Below are 19,829 nucleotides of genomic sequence, written 5' to 3'. Positions count from 1 at the left end.
AGAGCGCTATTTGTGGAGTTTTTTTGTGATTCTTGGGCAAACAAAAGGGCCTCGATTTGAGGCCCTTTCAGAAAAGCTAAAAGATCTTACAACTACTAGAGTTCCAATAGCTCAATTTGCCACTTCATGAGTGCCTCAGCAGGCTCAATTTCATGGGCTGCGAGAGCTTCAATCACGGCCTTAGAGATGATAATTGATGGGTCGATTTTAAGCTCGGCAGCAACAGCATCGCGCTTTGCGCAGAGCTCTTCACAGACCTGATCAAATCGCGCATCTTTGATACGGCGCTTCGGGCGTGGCGGCAGAGTTGGCCAGAGCTCTGCAGGCACCTTCTTGGCCTCCTCGATCGCCTCAAAGAACTTCTTCCTCCTGGAACTGCGGAAATGCTTAGGAAGCTCGATTCTTTCTCCATTTAAAATCTGCTTTACCCAGCTCATCAACTGCTTGTTCCCACAGACCATGAAGGTGGGTTTATCCCACTCACTAGCCTCTGCATCACGCCAGTACCAGAGAGCTCTCAGGTACAGCAAGCCCTTGCGCTTGAGCATCCCAGCCCCCTGGATTCTCCATGGATCCTCTTTCGCAGTCGGTCTTGCCAAGACCTTCGCACGCGCGTGCTCACAACTCTCAACAAACCACTCGTAGCGACCGAGTTCCTTGAGCCCATGCACAATCTTGTCTGCAAGTGGCTTGAGGTAGAACACATCATTGATGGCGTACTCAGACATCTTCTCCGTGAGAGGGCGCTTCGACCAATCCGCTTTTTGTGATGCTTTCGACAACTCCACCCCGAGGAAGTGCTCGACCAAATTGCCATAACCAAAACTCGTCACCCCGATAAGCCTAGCACCGATCTGAGTATCCCAGATCACAGGAGGAACCACTCCAAGGTCGCGACGCAGCAGAGTGATATCGTAGTCAGCTCCGTGCATCCACAGCTCATTGTTTGCGAGCAGATCCTTCAGCGGCTGCATATCTTCCACGGCGAGCGGGTCAATCAGAACATGCCGCTCACCATCACTGTATTGCAACAGGCACATTTTCTCATGATACCGGTGCAAGCTATCTGCTTCAGTGTCCAAGCTATGGAAGCCGGTCGACTTTACCTTAAAAAACTCCGCTAGTTGCTCACTCGTTTCTATCATATCAGAAGTCATCTTTATTAGAGCCCCTTGAGAAGCAACTCGGTATTATTTTGTGTTTTTGAAAGTGCCTTCAATGCGGTTTCAACAGCATCGCCGACAGGAAGCGCGGCAAGCACCTTACGGAAATCTTGGACCATACGCAGCTCATCTGGGTGGTAGAGTCGGTCATCATTGCGCGTGCCACTCTGAGGGATGTGAATCGCCGGGAAGATACGGCGCTCGGCTAAATCTTGATCCAATCGGATCTCCATGTTGCCCGTGCCTTTGAATTCCTCAAAGATCACCTCATCCATACGACTCTCAGTTTCAATCAAGGCGGTGGCGAGGATTGTCAGACTCCCGCCCTCCATCAGGTTCCGAGCCGAGCCAAAGAACTTGCGTGACTTCTGCAGAGCCTGTGGATTCACCCCACCAGAACCGATGGGCCCATTGCTTTGCGCATTGTTGTGACCTCGAGCGAGACGCGTGAGTGAGTCCAACAAAAGAACCACATCTTTCCCCATTTCCACCAAACGCTTGGCGCGTTCGATCACGAGATCAGCCACCTGCGCGTGACGGCGAGCCGTCTCATCGAAGGTGGAACTAAAGATCTGGGCGTCGACATTTTCTTCGAAATCCGTCACCTCTTCCGGACGCTCATCCAGGAGTAAGACCAACAACTCCACATCGTCGTGATTGGCGCGGATCGACTTTGCAATCTGCTTCAATAAGATCGTCTTACCGCCGCGAGGCGGAGCCACAATCAGCCCGCGCTGACCCTTGCCAAGAGGTGCCACCAAGTCGACTAAGCGCACGCCAAGGCCACCTTCTGCCCCATTTTCGAGCATGAGCCGTTCATCTGGAAACTTCGGGGTGAGCTTCTCAAAATCGATCGGCTTCACATATTCGTCCACCGCCACGCCTTCTATCGAGATGACTTCACCAGCAGAAAGGTATTTATCGCGTCCACGTGGGGCGCGGATTTTCACCTTCACATTCTGCCCGACCAAGAGGCCGTGGTTGCGAATCAGCTCGCCGCCGACATAGAGATCATCTGGAGAGGTTTTGAATGAACGCTCTGGATCGCGCAGCATGGCGTAATTATCTTTAGCCTGCTCCATGCAACCTTCACCAACAAGCTCGGTGCCATTCTTTGCAAAGAAACTCAGAATATCAAAAATCAACTGGGCCTTAGTCGCAGTAGCCTGCGAACGGATCTTGTACTTTTCAATAATATCGTGGAGTTCAGCGAGTGGCAGAGTCCGGAATGCATTGACTGAGAGCGCCTGCGGCACCTCGGGGAGCTCGGGCTCTGCCGGGCTTGCCACTACTGATTCCTCCACCTGTTCAGCTGGAGCCTGTTCCACTTCCTCAGCATCGAGCTCAGGATCTAATGGTGCATCATTCATTGGTAATTGTTTTCTATAAATCGTTTAATCTGTGACTGCAACAAACTCTCAGAGCCTTCATTCCAAAATACAAAATCGGCACGATCTTGCTTTGTTTCAATGGGAAGTTGCGCCTCAAGGATGGCTTGAACAGTCGCCTCATCGAATCCGTTCCTCATTATCAGCCGCTGCACCTGCGTCTCGCGCGACACAGCGACCACCAGATTTGCTTCCTGACCGAAGTCAAAGCCACCTTCAAAGAGTAGTGGCACATCAGCAATGAACGATGTGGTAGTCCCTACAGTAAGCGCCTTCTCTTTTCTGGCAAGACATTCTTTTCTCACCAATGGGTGGATCAAGCCCTGAACTTTCAACTTCACCCGCTCATCACCAAAGAGCAATGCGCGTAATCTCTCTCGATTCAAAGAGCCATCAGACAGGCATAATTCAACACCCAACAGCCCTGACAATCTATCCAATACCTCACGATTTGCATACAATTCAGCCACACAGCGATCCGCATCAAACACCACGCAATCTGAATCTAGTTCCTGAAAGAGGCGACTTGCCGTCGACTTCCCTGTAGCAATCCCTCCTGTTAGACCTAAGACGTTCATCATAAAAAAAGCGAGGTAAGCATTGTCGCTTACCTCGCTTGAAAATCAATCAAGTTATCCTACACCAGAGGATTAGATCGGCGGGAGAAGATCTCCGCCTGCTTCTTCCTCAGTGTCGAGCTCACCCATTGGGTTACGCACGGACTTACCAGTAGCATCAATGATGTTCACTGATACGAAGACGATGAGGTTACTCTTCACGTGGTTTTCAGCCTTGGATTGGAAGAGACGGCCAACAAGTGGAAGGTCACCAAGTATGGGCACTTTATCTTCCACGTTCTGCACGTCTTCACGCATGAGACCACCAACTGCCACAGTGTGGCCGTCATAGATGGTAAGACCAGTGGTCACACGGCGTGTGGAGAATACTGGCATCTCAATACGGTTTTCAGTGATGGTAATGATCACTGGGTTACCAAGTGCATCAGAGGATGTGGTCTGGATTGGCGAACCGTAGTTCACAAAGCCTTCGAAATCCACAATCTCAGGAGCAAAGCTCAAGTCAATCGTGTAACCATCTTCACCGAGTGTTGGTTCCACTTCGAGAGTCACACCAGTGTTACGAGTTTCGAATGCAGTCGGTGTGGCAGGTGTTACTGGGAACACGTTACTCACAGCACCAGAGTCGTCTGAACCACTGCTGCCAACCTGAGTTGGAAGTTCTGGTGGTTCATACTCAGTTGGGTAAATAAACTCACGAATGATCTCGATGGTCGCCTTCTCACCGGAACGCGCCACGATGCTCGGTGCAGTCATAACGTCAGCACCTTTCTTCTGTGAAAGACCGCGCATGATCATCTGCACTTGGCCATCAGTGAAGAGACCTGTGAAGGACATGATACCCGGGGCTACAGACGCTGTATTCGCGGTGCGGTTCGGGTTGTTCAAGAATGCATCGATGCTGTCGCGTGTGACCGCATAACCACCTGAACGGTTACCTGCAGTCGAGATGTTGGAAACATTCGCTGTGGTACTGTCCGTCGGGATTCCAGGAATGTTGAAGCCATTCACTGGGTTGATGAAGTCCGTGCTATTACGTGGAGCACCGTTACCCACAGTACCACCACCAAGGAACACGCTACCCGCGCCGTTCAACGGTGTTGGAGTGAGCAACCAGTCGAAACTGAGTTCATCGGTGTTCTCCTGAGTCACTTCCACAAACTTGGTGGACATGCGAATCTGCTGCGGTGTCTGAGACTTGATTTCATCCACGAGAGCCTCAACGAGGTCGAGAGCATTGGATGTGTTACGCACGGTAAGTACGGAACGCGCCTTTGAGAAACTTGCAGTAGCACCATCTGGGAAGCTAATGCCTGAATCTGCAAGAAGATCCTTCACTGGTTTAGCATCCAACTGCGCACGATAAGTACTCACTAGCTTACTGAACGCATCGGGAGCGAAGTCCTTCACCACATCAGCACTAGGCTTGTACGCGTCAAATTGCTTACGCAGTTCGATCGATTGCTTTTCGTATGCATCAACAATATCGGTCTTTTCAGCGAGATTCTCTTCATTCGGGTATGGTTGAATACTGCGAAGATCAGCCTCTTTTCTGAGGGTTTTCTTGAGTTTGGCATTGGCAGACTTGTAGTCGTCCGACTGCCCCATAGCCAGCACACCGAGTGCTATTGAGCCAGCGAGGGCGCCCCCCGCGACTACGGCCGTAAATTTATTTTCCTGGATCCAGCTCATGGTAGTTATCTGAGAGGTAGTGGTTGCTTAAGTGGAATAGTGATAGTGAATGCGGCAGCGTATTGGCCCTCTTGGAGCATGCTGTCGATTTCGGAGTACTGAGCAGGTGTGAGCACCTGAACTTCTTGGCGGCCTGGCCCCGTAGATTTCACCTCAAGGGTGAAGTACTTGGAGTCATCAGCAGTGAGAGACTTTACCAGCTCATTCACCTGAGAGGCACCACCCGCACCGCGCCACATTCCTTTGATGCGGACAGCATTGATGAGTGGTGGCACGTAGCGTGGATTCTCACGGCCAGCAGCAAGGAATTTTGGCTGATCCAACTTTGGATCGGCCATCCCAGACTTACCGTATGGCAAGGTAGCAAAGTCACTGCGAACAGCTGTCTGCGGTTTGCTCTCAGCACCCACAGAGTAGTTGATCAACGGGCTGAAGTCTGTCACCCAGACATGCGTGCTACCAAAACGTTGCTTGAGATCATCAATCAGATTAAGCCAATATCGCTGACCGTCATGCGCATCCAAAAATGGGATCGTATGAGCAAAAATATCATCTTCACGCTCGATCTGCTCCTCGATAGGGTAGGCAAATTCCTCCAGCGCAGAGACGCGCTCTTTTACCTCAGCCAGCTTCACAGAAGCATCTGCTGCTTTCTGCATGTTGCCAACGTAGAGGAGAGCAAAGGCCCCGACAGTGAGTGCCGCCGCCGCCGCAATGAATGGACGACGCTTGCGCTCGAGACGTTCGCGCTGCACCACGCGTGGCACAAGATCAATATTCACTGGCGTGTTGCTGGTAGAGCGCAATGCCAAACCAACAATCTCACCCAACTGATGCGCCTGAGAGGCGACAAGCTCAGTATTCACGCCACTGCCTACTGCGACTTTCGCCAGTGGGTTGAAGAATTCCACTGGAATGCGCAGCTTCTCTTGGAAGAAATCAGCAATGTGCGGAAGGTTCACACCACCACCGGCTAAGAAAACACGTGTTGGCGCGCTGCCCCCTTGCTGGCTGCGGTAGAAATTTGTTGTGCGGGCGATCTCCGCCGGCATGCGATTGAGCGCCGTACGAATGCATGTGGCAAGCGCTCCCGTGAGCTCGTCCAACTGAGACGTGTGGCGCGTGTCGAGCGCAACCAAGCCATTCGCGATCTTCTGCGATTCCGCCTCCATGTAGGTCACGCCATATTCTTTAGATATCGCACTCGTGAGAGCCGCGCCACCAATAGCAATACTGCGGGTGAAAATCTTCTGACCCTCGATATAAATGAGATTCGATGTGCGAGCACCCACGTCGATCAACAAGCAAGTCTCGTCGACGTCACCATAGTTGTGCTTGAAGGCATTGGCCAGAGCCATGGGTGAGGCGTCTACTGTGCCGGTCCCTAGCGATGAATCACGCACGCAGTCGTTGAGCTCATCAAGCGCTTCTTCCTTGATCGCTACTAGGACGACCTCACGCTCGGTGCCCGTCGACTCCAAGAGCTGCCAGTCCCATGTCACTTCATTGATAGGAAATGGCACGTGCTGCTGCGCTTCGAAGGCCACCAATTGCTCGAGATCATCTTCACCTAGCATTGGCAACTTCACAAAACGCGTGAAGACCGACTGACCAGAGATCGCGTAATCAACCTTACCCTTGGAAACACCAAGCTTACCAGCCAGCTCGGCGATCGCCATCCTCAGCTGCCCCAAACGCGCTGCATCCGCAGCGGGATCAGCAAGAATATTGGTGGTTTCGTAGGCTTTCATGATCAGCCCGCCACCTTTAGCCGGACTGAACACCCCCATGCTCAACGTCTGTGAGCCAATGTTCAATGTGATAAGAGACTGTGAATCAGCCATAATTGTATTCGTGCTTAAAGTTAATGCCAACCGATCCGATCAGTTGGCATAAGAAATCATTTGCAGCTTTAGCGGCGCTCGTTGCGGATCTCGGCGTAGCGATCCCACCATAGGAAGGCGAATGGTGTCTCATTTTTGTTGAGCAATGGAATTGCATCATAGCGAGAGAGTTTTCCACTGGTCCACCAGCCTATCTTTCCTTTGGAAGTAAAATACCTACCTTTGTCGCCATCTACGGATGTGCCATTGACTGAGATTTCACCACCGATATGACTAATCGCTCCTTTGCTGGCGCGATCCTTGCCGGTGATGCGCTTGATCGCGCTTGGAGAGAGGTACACTGATGAATACACTTCTTCACCCACTGGCACGTTCACATGAGTCACTTCCTTTTCTAGCAAGACATAGCCCTTGCCTTTCGGATTATCTACCGCCACGAACCAACGCACGGTAACTTCATCGACGAAGTGCTGTTTGTAACTCTTAGGCATTTCCACCTTAAACTTCACCTCAGCTTCCAACCACTCCTTAGGCTTCCAGTTCTTGCGCCCGGTATTGCCGCCGACCATTGGCGATTCGATCGTGTCAAATTTTGGATCAGAAGCTGCTACTTTGCCAGCCTGAGCTAGCGCAGGAGAGATCGTCGCCATGGCTGTGACTGCCATCAGCGACAACAAAGATTTCATTGTGGTTTTTTTCATAGGTAAAGGTAGTTCCAAAAGTACTAACGTCCCTACTAACGCTTTGGCGAGTACAAATGTTCAAAATCATTAAGCTTTGGCACCATTTACATAGTGATCATCCGCACCTGGCTCATTGAATCGAGGTCATACGCAGCCTATCCAATCGTAACAGTCTTGCTAATTCCCTGAGCGACGATCAATTTGAACGAATCCCACTTGCCGAATCTTCAATCAGGCGTTACATCCATGCCATGGCAAAGCAAGTAAAGACCGCGATCGAACCAACACGCAGTGAAGACTTCCCAGAGTGGTACCAACAAGTCATCAAGGGTGCTGATCTCGCCGAGAACTCTGAAACACGCGGATGCATGGTCATCAAGCCATGGGGCTACGCCATTTGGGAAAACATCCAACAGCAACTCGACAAATACTTCAAGCAAACGGGCCACCAGAACGCCTACTTCCCCCTCCTCATCCCGCTTTCCTACTTCGAAAAAGAAGCTGAATGCGCTGAGGGCTTCGCCACAGAATGCGCCGTGGTCACCCACCATCGCCTCGAGGCCACCAAACAAGATGACGGCACCACCAAAATGGAGCCAGCTGGCAAACTCAATGAGCCATACGTCATCCGACCAACTTCTGAAACCATCATCGGAGCCGCCTTCTCACGCTGGACTGAGTCCTACCGCGACCTTCCACTGCTTATCAACCAATGGGCCAATGTCATGCGCTGGGAAATGCGCACCCGCATGTTCCTGCGCACCGCAGAATTCCTTTGGCAAGAAGGCCACACCGCTCACGAAACCAAAGAAGAAGCACTCGCTGAAACACGCCAGATGCACAGCATCTATGAGAAATTCCTCCGCGAGCACCTCGCGATCCCAACGATCCCAGGTGAAAAATCCGAAGCCGAACGCTTCCCTGGTGCCGACATGACACTCACGGTCGAAGCCATGGTTCAGGACAAAAAAGCCATCCAAGCCGGCACCTCGCACTTCCTTGGCCAAAACTTCGCCAAGGCCCAAGACATCTCATTCACCGGACGTGACGGCAGCACCCAGCATGCTTGGACTACCTCATGGGGAGTCTCTACTCGCATGATCGGCACCCTCATCATGGCCCACTCGGACGACGACGGTCTCGTACTACCGCCACGCATCGCAAGCCAGCAAATCATCATCATCCCAGTCACTCCGAAAGAGGACACACGCGACGCCATCATCGACGCCTGTGAAGCCCTCGCCAGCACCCTGCGATTGAAAGACTTCCACGGTGAACCACTCCGGGTCCAAGTCGACAAGCGCGACCTCCGCGGCGGTGAAAAGAAATGGGAATGGGTCAGAAAAGGCGCACCTATCCGGATTGAGATCGGCCCACGCGACCTCGAATCCCGCAAAGTCTGCCTTCAGCGCCGCGACCAAGCATCCAACGAAAAATCATTCCTCGATAAAGAAGAGTTCCTCAGAGAGGTGACCAACACATTGCAGGAAATCCAAGACACCCTACTCGAACGCGCCACCGCGTTCCGCGATGCCAACATCCAAGAATGCACCCAACTAGAAGCCTTCGAGCAACACTGGGACGCTGAACAACCCGGCTGGCTCCTCACGCCATGGGCCGGATCCACAGAGGAAGAGGAAACACTCTCCAAAAAACACAAGATCACCATACGTTGCCTACCGCTCGACCAACAAGATGGCGAAGAAGCTCCTTGCGTCCTTACCGGTAAGCCTAGCAAAGCACGCGCAATCTGGGGACGCAGCTACTAGGCCCCATCCTACCCCAGCGCTCGATCTACCCGAGGCAATCTGCTACCCTATCAACCCTGAGCCAGCGCTCAGGGTTTTGACCTTCAATCACCGTATTCCGCCCAGGAACTGGTGGTTTCCCAGACACGGATATGTTTGACGCGAACTTCTGCGCGCACCGGGTACTCAGGGTCTGGCTCGTTGATGAAGCGCTGAAGCTGATTGCTGGTATGGTCGTAGATTGTTTTGGCCATCACTTCTGTGGTGGGGTCGAGCCCCTCGAAGCCGATGATGCGATCGCCGTAGGCTTCTTTGAAGAAATCAAACTTCGGGTCCTCGGTATTCATGCAGAGCGCGTGATCGTAGGTTTCTAGGAAGTCATCTACCATGCGCTTGACGAGTTTGAAGTCGAAGACCATTTCGTGTGAGTCTAACGTGTCTGCTTCGAAGACGAGCTCCACCTTGCGGGTGTGCCCGTGAGGGAAGCGACACTTATCTGGGTGCTTAGAGAGAAGGTGGCCGTTTTCCACCTCGATCATTTTACAAATTCTGTATGGCATAGACTATGGGGCACTTGAGGCAGATGCTTTCGGTGCTGGTTTAATGTTTCTAATTGGAGCAGGCAGGCTTCGCCTGCGTCTTGGCTTGCTGAGGCGATTCTTAGCTTTCGGAGGCATAATGCTGTTCTACGGTGGCTCGAAGTTTCGGGTGCACCCCTGGCAATGCTGCAACCATGATACGGTCGCTGAAAAGATCGTAGCGAGCTCCCATCTCATTGGTGACCACGCATCCATTTTCCTGCATGAAGAGCATCGAGGCAGCCACATCATATGGCTGGAGGTCACTCTCCCAGAACCCTTGGTACCAACCGCTGGCAACATGGGCGGTATCGAGCGCGGCACTCCCGGTTCTGCGGATACCGCGACCAAGTAAGAGGACCTCGTCAGCACAGGCAAAGAAAGCCTTGGCTAGGTCTTGAGAGCGGTATGGAAAGCCAGTCACAAACAAGGCATCTGCCTCGGTCAATGAATCTGAAACGGGGGCGATTTTTTCGCCATTGTAGTGCAACCCGCCGCCTTTGACACAGCTCCAGGTTTCGTTGCTCACAGGTTTGTGCACCACACCAAGGAGAGGCTCGCCGTCCTTGACGAGTGCGACAGCCACAGAGAAGTGGTCAATACCGCTGAGGTAGTTGGTCGTACCATCCAGGGGATCAACGATCCAAACGAGATCCTGAGAGCCTGTTTTTCCGGATTCTTCACCGTAAAAACCGGCACCATCGACCAATGGCATGAGCTCGCTCTGGAGGATTTTCTCAGATTCCACATCTACAAATGAGACCATCTCGCGCGCGGCTTTTTGGTCGTCTGCACCAGTGGGCATGGAGCGAAAGTGCTTTTTTTGGAAGGCGCTCGCTTTTTCTACTGCAGCGATCACTGCTGGCATCTGAGCTAGTAATTCCTCATTCATGCCGCTCACAGTGGTCTGGTGCAGCTGATCTGTGAAGTGCAAAATCAAGCGCCCAGCCGGATGACTCAGCAAAGCTCTCTTGCTGTAGCTATTTTTTCTTCCAAACGAGCCCGATATGTGCCTAACTCTGGCTCTAACTCTTTCTCCTTAAACCATGAAAATCAGCTCCTACCTCGCGTCCACATTCCTTGGCTTGGGAATCCTCAATGCCCAAGACTACACTGAGGACATCGCGGGTAAGCACCACGGGCCAGAGGAGTTACCTAAAAAGAAATTTAGCCTCTTCGATGAAGACGATGGCTATCTGGATATTGGGGCGTTTTTAGACAAGCCATTCGGCTTCTACCCTGTGATTGCACCAATCACGGAGCCCGCCGTGGGCTATGGTGCTGCAGTGGTTCCAGTATTCATCCATCGGCCGGAGGGGCAAGCGAGACCAAACTTTTACGCACTGGGTGGCCTGATGACGGAAAATGGCAGTGAGGGCCTATTTGCCGCATATTCTGCCTACCACTTTGACGAACGGGTGCAAGTGGAGGCGGCTGTCTTTGACGCATCCTTCAATCTGGATTTTTACGGATCTGGCACTTCAGTCATCCCAAGCGATCTGGCGCTCCAATACAACCTAGACGTCACTGGATTCACGCTGGGTGGCGAGTGGAAAATACGAGATCAATCCCCCTGGACTCTGGGACTAAAGTACTTCTACGGCGACGTCAATGCGTCGCTCAAGAGGTTTCCCGGCAGCGAATTTTTACCCCCAGAAGTCGACCTTTCAGCATTGGGCTTCAAAACCACATTCAGCACCATCACCACCGGCATTGCGTATGACACGCGAGACAATGTCTTCACACCGACCAATGGTCAACTTACTGAGCTAGAAGTTGGCTGGAGCGACCCCAGCTGGGGCGCCTCAGACCACTTCCAATTGCTCACGCTCCAGACATTACAATTTATCCCCTTGATCGATGAAAAGCTGTACTTCTCTGCACGAGGAGCAGTGACTCAGAGCTTTGGAGACGTACCATTTTACCGACTGCCATTCGTCGAGCTTCGTGGTGTGCCGATGGTGCGCTACCAAGGTGATGGCGCAGCAAACTTAGAAGCCGAGCTACGCTGGCAGATTCATGAGCGCTGGAGCTTACTCGGATTCTCTGGTGTTGGCATGGCGTGGAATGACAGCAAGTTTTTCGGTGGGAGCACAGAGATCATCGCGGGTGGTGCGGGTTTCCGCTACCTCATTTCAAAACGTCACGGAATGCACGTCGGCATCGATGCTGGCTTCTCCGAGGACACCTCGGCGGTTTACATCCAATTTGGCAGCGCCTGGCCGCGCAGTTAGCGTGACGGGTGGATCGATTGCTTAACGATGAAATGAAGCGGGATTTTCAAGCGCGTGTCGGCACCCGCGTGCTCGACGTGACTGTGCAAATACCCATCCATCTCGGTGTGGTAATCTAGCATATTGGTCAGATTGACATAGACCTTCCCCTTAAAAAAAGCGCTGGCATCCGCCTCGGCACTCGCCCCCTTTGAGAGAATCGTAAAATCCAAGCGCGCCACGGGCACCTTACCAAGATATTCAATCGCCGCCAATGTCATCCGAGCCTCGACTGCAGCCCCTTTGAGGTCGCGCTCCATCATGTGCCGGATAAAGCTGGGTTGGAATTCCCAAGAATCGCCCACGCGCATCGCGCCACCTACGAACCATTGACGCGCTTCATAAGTTTCTAGCTCTTCCAGCATTTTAGCCTGCTCAGTGCCAGAAAGGTGATCTAAGAAAAACTTCCACTGGCCGAGACTGTCTTGCATCCCTTCGACTGTCTCGCCCACCAATGGGCTTTCTTTCTCCTGTGTTTTTTCCTGACCATCCAGCACCACTGTGGTCACCACACGGTCCTTGAGCACCCTGTAGTTTAGCTTGCGCACTCCCTCTTCGACAAACTCCCTGCGGTCGATCATCTGATCCCAATTCACCCGCATTTGCCCGCGATGCAGTCCCTCATGGTCCTCTACTTTCAGCGAACCTTTCCCTGAATGGGACTGGATTTCAATCCGGGTAAGCTCCCCTGGGTTTGCTTTGAAATGCTTGAAGCGGACAAACTTCGGTAGCTCCGGCAGGGGCTCCGCCATGAGGACGGCGGGTAGCATGCTCATCAATGATAGAAATCTGACAACTCGTTGCATTGCCCATCACTACCACGATGCACCTGAGCGCACAAGAATCTAGCCCGCCCACTGATTTCTCTCTTCCACAATCGACATCGATCCGATAGCACTATCAGAAATAGGGTCAACCAGACCAAGCCATAGCGCCATGAGCAAAGTAAATACCCAGGAAGAAAATCCACTCGTCAACATCCTCATTAACGTGCTGCTGCCCACGATTGTACTCAGCAAGCTTAGCAAAGAAGGATCAGAAGTGTACCACCTGGGTCCCACATGGGCCATGGTAGTCGCGCTCGCACTACCACTCGCTTACGGTGTCTGGCACTGGCTCAAGCACCGCAACCTCAACATCTTCTCCGCGGTCGGCATGGGCGCTATTTTGCTCACCGGCTTGATCACCATCTATCTCTGGTACAACGAGTCTGCGAAGGCGCATGTGAGCTGGATTTTTGGCATCAAAGAAGCAATCCAACCACTGATTCTGGGCTCATTATTCCTCATCACCCGCCGCAGCAAAAACCCGCTATTCCGCACCTTCATCTACAATGACGGTATTTTCGACATCAAGCGCATCGAGAATGCGGTGGCGGATAAGCACCTCATTTCAGAATACGAAGCTCTGATCTGGAAGTGCACGGTCTATTTCTTTGGTTCCTTCTGCCTCAGCGCCGTGCTCAACCTCGGACTGGCCCACTACTTTCTCAGCGACCTCGCACCCAACATCCCTCAGTGGAAAGAAGAATACGCAGCCATCGTCGGCAAGATCACAGTCTGGGGATTCGCCGTCATCGCAGTGCCCATGGTCGTCGTTGCCATGTACATCTTATTCATGATGATCAACGGCCTAGAAAAGCTCACTGGCCTCAGTAGAGAGCAACTTCTCCTACCTCGATAAAGCAACAACCTACCCTAGGAACCATGCAAAAGCACAGCACCATCGCCATCACCCTAGGGCTGTTTCTCTCCCCGGCAGCCATCGCGCAAACTCCAAAAACCGACGCAGACCAGCAAATCCCTGTCGCCGAGCTCGTCCCACTGCGCCCAGCCAATGAAGCCCAATTCGCCTTCCTTTGCCTAGAAAACAACCAGTTGGCGTCAGAGGAAACAATCAAAGAAGAACTCACCCGTTGGTTCAAGTTAAACACGGACCAACAGATCCACGAATTTTCCATCGATGCAGTGGCGAAGGTGGTGCAATGGCGTATCGGACGTTCCCGCTTTGTCGCCGTACTAGAAGACGCCCCCATACCAAGTGGTGACACCCACTACGCTGCAGAAAATTCGCTCCACTGGCCAGATGCCAAGACCGAGGTAGACAAACACAAGGCCAACATCACCATCACCTGCACCAGCATCCGCCGCCCAGCCTGGCACGCAGCGGCTGATCTCACCCATGCCCTTGCGGCATTCACTGATGCGCACCCTACGATTGCCGTCTACTGGGGTGATGCTTCCATCCTCCACGAGCCTAGCAGCTTTTTGAAGCAGGCTGAGTGGCGCATCGGCTCACCAGCCCCAGCGCCATCGAACCTCTGGGTCGGGCTCCTGTTTGAGGCACACGCCAAGGGTGGGTGGAATATCTTTACCGATGGCATGCACCCACTTGGCTTGCGCGACATCGAGATTGAAAATTCGCAGCTCGACCGGCCGCGCCTCTTCGACATGCTGACGATGCTGCGCAAGCAAGCCATCGCTGGCACACTCAAGATTGAAGATGGCACGGAGGTGCAAGACTCACATGGAGCCACTTGGCAGTTCCAATCTGCCAAGTCTCTCATCGAAAAAGCTGAGCCTGTTTGGAGGCTCAGCTTGATAGAAAAAAAATAGCAGCTTAGCCGAGGTGCTGCTCGAGCCACGCGTCAATCTCGTCAACCACCTGAGGGTAATACCCCTCAAAGCAATGGTCGGCACCTTCAATGACAAGGTGCTTTTTCTTCCCCCGGAGGGTGAGGTACAGATCCTCACTATCTTGTGGCAGCACCACATCATCCGCGTCGCCATGAATGAGCAACCACGGGGCACGCACGTCCTTGGCTGCCGTTAGAGTATTATCCAGATCTGCCATGCTCTGTGCGTATGCTTCAGATAGAGGGCAATCCTCTTCATCCCACATACAGCCTTGTCCGGGCACCACATCACCAAACTCAGTATCGAAAAACTTCTTGGCTCGCACCATCCCAGCTAGCGAAACAAGCACGCTGATACGTTCATCTCTAGCAGCAGCTAGAGCTCCAACAGCCCCTCCCATGGAGTGGCCAACGTAGGCGATTCTCTTCACCCCCTTCACCTGATCGAGTACCGCGTGCAGATCATCCACTTCCTTGGGGATTGTGGCATCTTCAAAGTTTCCCTCAGAATCACCATTACCAGCAAATGAGAGGCTAAGTACTGGCCAGCCTTTAGCCACCAGGCCCTCGTACACACCACGCTGAAGCGGCCGGTCTTTGTTGCCAGTCACTCCGTGCCCCAAAACCACAAGAACATCCTCGCGTGAGGAGCTAAGGTCCTGAATATAGTCTAACTTTTCGCCGTGTTGGTTGTGTAATTTCATGCGCCTCTTCCTTTGAACGTGAGTTCCGCCACACCTGACTTATCGAGTTCGCCGAGACCAAGTTGCTCCATCTTGCGGAATTGCGCTTCTGTGGCGTCAGAGATTGGAGTCTTGATGCCAGCTTGCTGGGCGAGAGCATTGGCGATACCGCTATCTTTGGCTGCGTGACTTGCCGAAAAATAGCATTCGTGATCACGCGTGAGCATGTCTTCTGCATCAGTCTCAAGCACACGTGAGTTCGCACCAGTCTGAGAGAAAACTTCGCAGAGCATCTCTAGGTCGAGGCCCAGAGCGTCACCCAAGCCCAACCCTTCAGCGAGGGCCGCAGTGTTCATATTCATCACCATATTAACCAGAGCCTTCACCTTTGCTGCGGCACCTACAGGGCCAACATGGCGCAGCGCGACAGACATGCATTCAAGCAATTCATTTTGTGCACTCACCACCGCAGCGTCCCCCCCCACCATGAGGTAGAGCGAGCCATTGCGCGCTTGAGGGATACTAGAAGCCATTGCAGCCTCCAAAGCATGAGCCCCCACCGCCTGAGCAGCCTCGGCCGCAGCAAGGTGCGCCTCGGGACTCAAAGTAGCACAATTGATGAAAGTCACCCCTTCAGCACCGATGAGCAAAGTGTCCCCTTGTGATTTGAAAATATCCAGCATCGCTGCATCGTCACTCACCACGGTGATCACCACCTGTGAAGCTGCTGTGACTTGTGGCAGGCTGGATGCCGCTTGCGCACCTAACTCAACGGCCAGCTCACCAGCCACATCTTGATTTAGATCGTACACCGCAGCCACGTCGTAACCCTCATCGTTGAGGTGACGTGCGATATTCGCCCCCATACGACCCAATCCAACAATACCAATTTTAGGTTTCATAGCTGGATCTAAATCACAGAAGCCTCCAATGTAAAGCACACGAGAGCTTGATCATTCGATTTGAGGAGGCACTATCGTCAGCATGAAAAAGCGCTGCGATTGGTGCACTCAAGACCCACTCTACATCGCCTACCACGATCACGAATGGGGCCAGCCAGTGCACGACGACCAAACTCTCTTTGAGATGCTCATCCTCGAAGGCGCTCAAGCCGGGCTGTCCTGGATCACAGTGCTAAAAAAGCGCGAAAACTACCGCGCGCTCTTTCACCACTTCAACATCGAAAAAGTCGCAGCAATGAACGATGCCGAGCTCGAAGCCGCCCTCCTCAACCCAGGCATCATCCGCAACCGACTCAAAGTCTTCGCCGCGCGCAAAAATGCCATCGCCGCAATCCAGCTGATCCAAGAACAGGGAAGTCTCGGCCACTACTTTTGGGGCTGGGTCGATCACCAACCGATCATCAATACCTGGAAGAGCTTGGAACAGGTACCCGCGAGTACAGAGCTCTCAAAAGCCATTAGCAAAGACCTCAAAAAACGAGGCTTCTCCTTCGTCGGCGAGACCATCATCTACGCCTTCATGCAAGCTGTCGGCATCGTCGACGACCACCTTGTCGATTGTTTCCTCAGGACAAAAACCCATGACGAAGCCAAAGATTTGCAATAATTTCCGACTGGCCACCTCCTACCATACAACTATCCTGATCTTATGCGTATCATTCTAGCCCTTACCCTAGCAGTGCTCAGCGCCTGCAGCAGCCCAGCCAAAGAACCTATGGAAACCTCACCCAAGGCCCCAAAACAACCCACCGCCAAAGTCGAAAAAACCGATGCCGAGTGGAAAGCCCAACTCACCCCAGAGCAATACCGCATCGCGCGCCAAGATGGCACCGAACGCCCCAATGGCGACGTCTACAAGCAATTTAAAAAACAAGGAGCTGGCACCTATTACTGCGCTGGATGCGGAGCCAAGCTCTTTAGCTCAAAAGAAAAATTTGATTCACGCTGCGGCTGGCCATCCTTCTACGACCCCGCCAATGCCGAAAACGTGAAGACCAAGGTAGACATGACTGCTGGCATGGTACGCACCGAGGTGCTCTGCGCCGTCTGCGATGCCCACCTAGGCCACGTATTCACCGGCGAAGGGTTCTCCACCCCCACCGACAAACGCTACTGCATCAATGGCACAGTTCTCACCTTCGTGCCCGACGCACAAGCCGAAGAGAAAAGCGCGGAGTGAGTAGATACTGGTTTTGCGACGGCTGAGCGAGGTGAGGGCGCCAGCCATTAACCCAAGCGGCTGGCTCACCTTGACATTCAATCAATCCAAAGCTCTATAGACCAATCCATCACGCCCTAGCCCCCATGAATGCAAGGATCTCTCTATTTTAGTCTGACTAAAATTATTTCGACGAACTTATTGTTCGACTTTGGTTACTATCAGTCGGGCGATGAAGAATCGTCGCTCACTCGAAAGAATGATCTCAGGGGGCTTGGAGCTGCAAACGGACCAAATGGTGTTCTGAAATTATCCGTAGAAGCAGGGATCCCTTCTTGCACAATGCTCCAACTTCCCTCTGAAAGATCTGGAGAAGACCAGAGCGTGTAGGACGCTCCCGGTAGGCTTCTCCAGTCAATCGTCAGTTGATCACTCTCCCTCTGATAGTCGATCGCATTGATCGCGAGCTCATTGGATAAGGTCAAATTTCCGGCCTCGTCGAATGGATCAGACCATTTTTCGTCCGTGTAAACATTACTGCCAGTTAGAGTGGACAGAAAGGCACTGATTTGACGCCGCTCTCTCGCAGTTGAATTAAGAAGCTGTGCCATGTTCTCACCAGTCGTTGGACTGACACGCATCAATCTTGGATCTAGGTTGGTGTTGTCATCTTCATCGAGTCGGCGGAACTCATAATGCCCGAAGATGTCCTTCAGGAAAAGAGCCTGCCCAGAATGAAACATTCCTCCATTCAAGGCCTCGCCGTTGTCGCCCTCAGCTTCCCAGTCAGCTTTGATCAAATCCCGCAGAGTTGGCGAGCGCGTTCCGACAAGCCAAGATGGATCACCCGGAAAATTTGATGGCGGCCGGACAAAAGCGTTATTCAACGAGCCGGGATCAATGCTAAATTCGGGGGGCTGATGGCAAGTTGCGCAATTAAAACCTCCGCTCACGCGCATTGCCACATTGAACGTTCCTCCCGGGTCACCCGGGACATCGGCAACGGTATGAGTAGCCTCTTCCCATTGAAAATCCTCTATAAAGAGCCGCTTTCCCGCATTTTCATCATTCGTGAAATTTGGGAAATCTGTGAGATCATCACTTACCTGGGCACGGCCAGCATCGTATTTCGAGTCAAAGGACTGGATGCTGCGCACGAACTGAGCTAACGCCAGCCCCATTCGCTCCTCCGTAACCGTAGGATCACCGAAAGCTAAATTAAAGAGAGGCGGATAAAAGCTGGTGGCGGCAAGCTCGGCAATCAGATCACTCATGCCGGGATTGCCATTCTCACCGCTGTAGCCCATCTCTTTTTCAGCCTTGATCGGAATGATCATCTGCTCTTCCAAACTCTCAGCAGTCTCATCCCAACGGAATTTCACCTCATCGCCGAAGCGAGCATTGACCAAGCGCATCGAATGGCGAGGAGTGAGGTTCCCGTTAATCCCCTCGCTGAGGACAGCCAAATCGGAAAAAGCATGTTCCTGCTGGTGGCATGAGGCACAAGAAATCGTGTTATCAGCCGATAGACGCTTGTCGTAAAAAAGAACTCTCCCAAGAGTCGAACCTTCGTTGGTGATAGAGTTATGTTCGGGGCTGTTGTCTTTTGTGATATAGGTGGGAATGACCTGATTAGAGTAATTCTTGAGATTTGCCACATCAAGAAAGTCATCGCCATGCAGTAGAGTAATCAATGCAAGTGGCAACGAATAGCCAAGAGCTAGAATGAAGTTACTAGTGGACATGGAAGATCAAACCGGAACGATCTTCAAAAGTTGCAGCATTTTTCAGTCGAACGTAGAGGACAGGCAACCCGCCTGACGAGTTAGAAGCCCTAGTGATTTTTAGAGTTTTACGGGCGGGTTATCGGGTTGTCCTGCTCCGGCTGGTTCAGGTCTTTAGTTCAGGTGATGACTAGGTAGGCTATAAATAGTATCACCACTGGTGCTAAGCACGCACCCATATAGATTCCTATTTTTTTGTAGTCTTCTTTTTCTTTGGTTTCTTTTCGAAAATTCGGCGAGAGCCACCAATAGAATCCAAGCAGGACGTGGAAAAGGAAGTCGAAGAATATTATCGCATCTCCCAACCCTAGGATGGCTCTACCTATTGCAAAGAGTAATTCCATTTTTTCCTGAACGTAAAGCACACCAATCGCTGAACTCTCAGCGCGCTTTGTTTTTGGGTTAATGTTTGGAGATTGGGAATGGCTCGCTTCTCGACGGTGAGGGGATTGGGTGCAGCGTCTTCCATGAGAAGGTGTGGCAAGTGGTTTTCCTGCGATTGTTGAGTTTCTTTTGTTTTAGCGAGTGCTGGGGTGGCGAGTGGCGTCGAGAATGGGCCCGTGCTTGCTCGTCGGAGGCGCCTAGGTCGGCACCCAACAGCACGGTCGGGTGGCCCGAACGCCTAGTTGATTTAATAGCTTTCTATCAGTTAGGTGGTG

At 52.4% G+C, this 19,829-nt stretch carries 18 protein-coding genes; 6 read left to right on the top strand and 12 right to left on the bottom strand.

All coding sequences use genetic code 11. The features are described 5' to 3' along the window. Nucleotides 1-95 precede the first annotated feature (95 nt). From F454_RS15185 to F454_RS0112370, 6 genes are all read right to left on the bottom strand, one after another. Complete coding sequence (locus F454_RS15185) at nt 96-1,145, bottom strand: ribonuclease D (RefSeq protein WP_051083305.1); 1,050 nt, start codon at nt 1,143-1,145, stop codon at nt 96-98. Between the two features lie 17 nt (nt 1,146-1,162). Next, the gene (gene rho / locus F454_RS0112390; RefSeq protein ID WP_018970978.1) at nt 1,163-2,533 is read right to left on the bottom strand and encodes a transcription termination factor Rho; all 1,371 of its coding nucleotides are present in this window, start codon (nt 2,531-2,533) and stop codon (nt 1,163-1,165) included. Next, entirely contained in the window at nt 2,530-3,132 is a 603-nt protein-coding gene (coaE, locus tag F454_RS0112385) for a dephospho-CoA kinase (protein WP_018970977.1), read from the bottom strand. The genes rho and coaE overlap by 4 nt, the downstream gene beginning before the upstream one ends. 69 nt (nt 3,133-3,201) lie before the next feature. Continuing rightward, nucleotides 3,202-4,821 (bottom strand): Amuc_1100 family pilus-like protein, encoded by a 1,620-nt coding sequence (locus F454_RS0112380; protein WP_018970976.1) that lies wholly within the window; start codon nt 4,819-4,821, stop codon nt 3,202-3,204. A 5-nt stretch (nt 4,822-4,826) separates the two neighbouring features. Beyond that, nucleotides 4,827-6,665 carry an Amuc_1101 family PilM-like pilus complex protein gene (gene mul2B, locus F454_RS0112375; protein WP_018970975.1) on the bottom strand — a complete coding sequence of 613 codons (1,839 nt, stop codon included), beginning with the start codon at nt 6,663-6,665 and terminating at the stop codon, nt 4,827-4,829. A gap of 68 nt (nt 6,666-6,733) precedes the next feature. After that, entirely contained in the window at nt 6,734-7,366 is a 633-nt protein-coding gene (locus F454_RS0112370; protein ID WP_156817277.1) for an Amuc_1102 family pilus-like protein, read from the bottom strand. 233 nt (nt 7,367-7,599) lie between these two features. On the opposite strand from F454_RS0112370, the gene proS reads away from it, so the two are divergent. After that, complete coding sequence (gene proS, locus F454_RS0112365) at nt 7,600-9,117, top strand: proline--tRNA ligase (protein ID WP_018970973.1); 1,518 nt, start codon at nt 7,600-7,602, stop codon at nt 9,115-9,117. Between the two features lie 83 nt (nt 9,118-9,200). Here proS and F454_RS0112360 read toward each other — a convergent pair whose 3' ends face one another. Both F454_RS0112360 and F454_RS0112355 read right to left on the bottom strand, forming a co-directional pair. Further along, a complete protein-coding gene (locus tag F454_RS0112360; RefSeq protein WP_026292889.1) occupies nt 9,201-9,656 on the bottom strand; it encodes a 6-pyruvoyl trahydropterin synthase family protein in 456 nt (151 codons plus the stop codon). Nucleotides 9,657-9,756: 100 nt separating this feature from the next. Then, nucleotides 9,757-10,566 (bottom strand): inositol monophosphatase family protein, encoded by an 810-nt coding sequence (locus tag F454_RS0112355; protein ID WP_156817276.1) that lies wholly within the window; start codon nt 10,564-10,566, stop codon nt 9,757-9,759. A 154-nt stretch (nt 10,567-10,720) separates the two neighbouring features. Between F454_RS0112355 and F454_RS0112350 the strand changes: the two genes are divergently transcribed. Continuing rightward, nucleotides 10,721-11,908, top strand: a complete 1,188-nt coding sequence (locus F454_RS0112350; protein ID WP_018970970.1) for a BamA/TamA family outer membrane protein — start codon at nt 10,721-10,723, stop codon at nt 11,906-11,908. Here F454_RS0112350 and F454_RS0112345 read toward each other — a convergent pair. Further along, on the bottom strand, nt 11,905-12,723 hold the full coding sequence (locus tag F454_RS0112345; protein ID WP_156817275.1) for a hypothetical protein: 819 nt from the start codon (nt 12,721-12,723) through the stop codon (nt 11,905-11,907). The genes F454_RS0112350 and F454_RS0112345 overlap by 4 nt on opposite strands. A gap of 160 nt (nt 12,724-12,883) precedes the next feature. Between F454_RS0112345 and F454_RS0112340 the strand changes: the two genes are divergently transcribed. Together F454_RS0112340 and F454_RS0112335 are read left to right on the top strand one after the other, a co-directional pair. Beyond that, nucleotides 12,884-13,630 (top strand): VC0807 family protein, encoded by a 747-nt coding sequence (locus F454_RS0112340; protein ID WP_018970968.1) that lies wholly within the window; start codon nt 12,884-12,886, stop codon nt 13,628-13,630. Nucleotides 13,631-13,653: 23 nt separating this feature from the next. Then, the gene (locus tag F454_RS0112335) at nt 13,654-14,562 is read left to right on the top strand and encodes a DUF4261 domain-containing protein (RefSeq protein ID WP_018970967.1); all 909 of its coding nucleotides are present in this window, start codon (nt 13,654-13,656) and stop codon (nt 14,560-14,562) included. 4 nt (nt 14,563-14,566) lie between these two features. On the opposite strand, the gene F454_RS15180 is transcribed toward F454_RS0112335, so the two are convergent. Next, nucleotides 14,567-15,286: an alpha/beta hydrolase family protein gene (locus tag F454_RS15180; RefSeq protein WP_018970966.1), complete on the bottom strand. Its 720-nt coding sequence runs from the start codon at nt 15,284-15,286 to the stop codon at nt 14,567-14,569. Beyond that, a complete protein-coding gene (locus tag F454_RS0112325; RefSeq protein WP_026292888.1) occupies nt 15,283-16,167 on the bottom strand; it encodes an NAD(P)-dependent oxidoreductase in 885 nt (294 codons plus the stop codon). Before F454_RS0112325 ends, F454_RS15180 begins: the two co-directional genes overlap by 4 nt. Before the next feature lie 82 nt (nt 16,168-16,249). On the opposite strand from F454_RS0112325, the gene F454_RS0112320 reads away from it, so the two are divergent. Together F454_RS0112320 and msrB are read left to right on the top strand one after the other, a co-directional pair. Then, complete coding sequence (locus F454_RS0112320) at nt 16,250-16,834, top strand: DNA-3-methyladenine glycosylase I (RefSeq protein WP_018970964.1); 585 nt, start codon at nt 16,250-16,252, stop codon at nt 16,832-16,834. A 108-nt stretch (nt 16,835-16,942) separates the two neighbouring features. Continuing rightward, the gene (gene msrB / locus F454_RS0112315) at nt 16,943-17,407 is read left to right on the top strand and encodes a peptide-methionine (R)-S-oxide reductase MsrB (RefSeq protein WP_033367997.1); all 465 of its coding nucleotides are present in this window, start codon (nt 16,943-16,945) and stop codon (nt 17,405-17,407) included. A gap of 200 nt (nt 17,408-17,607) precedes the next feature. On the opposite strand, the gene F454_RS15175 is transcribed toward msrB, so the two are convergent. After that, a complete protein-coding gene (locus tag F454_RS15175; protein ID WP_018970962.1) occupies nt 17,608-19,131 on the bottom strand; it encodes a cytochrome-c peroxidase in 1,524 nt (507 codons plus the stop codon). Between the last annotated feature and the right edge of the window lie 698 nt (nt 19,132-19,829).

Source organism: Rubritalea marina DSM 17716, assembly GCF_000378105.1.
Classification (GTDB): Bacteria; Verrucomicrobiota; Verrucomicrobiia; order Verrucomicrobiales; family Akkermansiaceae; genus Rubritalea; species Rubritalea marina.
The sequence above is the reverse complement of the archived record's forward strand: the minus strand, read 5'-3'. Positions and strand labels throughout refer to the sequence as shown.

Excerpts from the sequence above, each read along its gene's own strand:
- F454_RS0112380 (WP_018970976.1), bottom strand. The coding sequence starts at position 4,821 with ATGAGCTGGATCCAGGAAAATAAATTTACGGCCGTAGTCGCGGGGGGC.
- F454_RS0112345 (WP_156817275.1), bottom strand. The coding sequence starts at position 12,723 with ATGAGCATGCTACCCGCCGTCCTCATGGCGGAGCCCCTGCCGGAGCTA.
- F454_RS0112350 (WP_018970970.1), top strand. The coding sequence starts at position 10,721 with ATGAAAATCAGCTCCTACCTCGCGTCCACATTCCTTGGCTTGGGAATC.
- F454_RS0112335 (WP_018970967.1), top strand. The coding sequence starts at position 13,654 with ATGCAAAAGCACAGCACCATCGCCATCACCCTAGGGCTGTTTCTCTCC.
- F454_RS15180 (WP_018970966.1), bottom strand. The coding sequence starts at position 15,286 with ATGAAATTACACAACCAACACGGCGAAAAGTTAGACTATATTCAGGAC.
- proS (WP_018970973.1), top strand. The coding sequence starts at position 7,600 with ATGGCAAAGCAAGTAAAGACCGCGATCGAACCAACACGCAGTGAAGAC.
- F454_RS0112370 (WP_156817277.1), bottom strand. The coding sequence starts at position 7,366 with ATGAAAAAAACCACAATGAAATCTTTGTTGTCGCTGATGGCAGTCACA.
- F454_RS0112320 (WP_018970964.1), top strand. The coding sequence starts at position 16,250 with ATGAAAAAGCGCTGCGATTGGTGCACTCAAGACCCACTCTACATCGCC.
- rho (WP_018970978.1), bottom strand. The coding sequence starts at position 2,533 with ATGAATGATGCACCATTAGATCCTGAGCTCGATGCTGAGGAAGTGGAA.
- F454_RS15175 (WP_018970962.1), bottom strand. The coding sequence starts at position 19,131 with ATGTCCACTAGTAACTTCATTCTAGCTCTTGGCTATTCGTTGCCACTT.
- F454_RS0112340 (WP_018970968.1), top strand. The coding sequence starts at position 12,884 with ATGAGCAAAGTAAATACCCAGGAAGAAAATCCACTCGTCAACATCCTC.
- coaE (WP_018970977.1), bottom strand. The coding sequence starts at position 3,132 with ATGATGAACGTCTTAGGTCTAACAGGAGGGATTGCTACAGGGAAGTCG.
- F454_RS0112325 (WP_026292888.1), bottom strand. The coding sequence starts at position 16,167 with ATGAAACCTAAAATTGGTATTGTTGGATTGGGTCGTATGGGGGCGAAT.
- msrB (WP_033367997.1), top strand. The coding sequence starts at position 16,943 with ATGGAAACCTCACCCAAGGCCCCAAAACAACCCACCGCCAAAGTCGAA.
- F454_RS0112360 (WP_026292889.1), bottom strand. The coding sequence starts at position 9,656 with ATGCCATACAGAATTTGTAAAATGATCGAGGTGGAAAACGGCCACCTT.
- F454_RS0112355 (WP_156817276.1), bottom strand. The coding sequence starts at position 10,566 with ATGAATGAGGAATTACTAGCTCAGATGCCAGCAGTGATCGCTGCAGTA.
- F454_RS15185 (WP_051083305.1), bottom strand. The coding sequence starts at position 1,145 with ATGATAGAAACGAGTGAGCAACTAGCGGAGTTTTTTAAGGTAAAGTCG.
- mul2B (WP_018970975.1), bottom strand. The coding sequence starts at position 6,665 with ATGGCTGATTCACAGTCTCTTATCACATTGAACATTGGCTCACAGACG.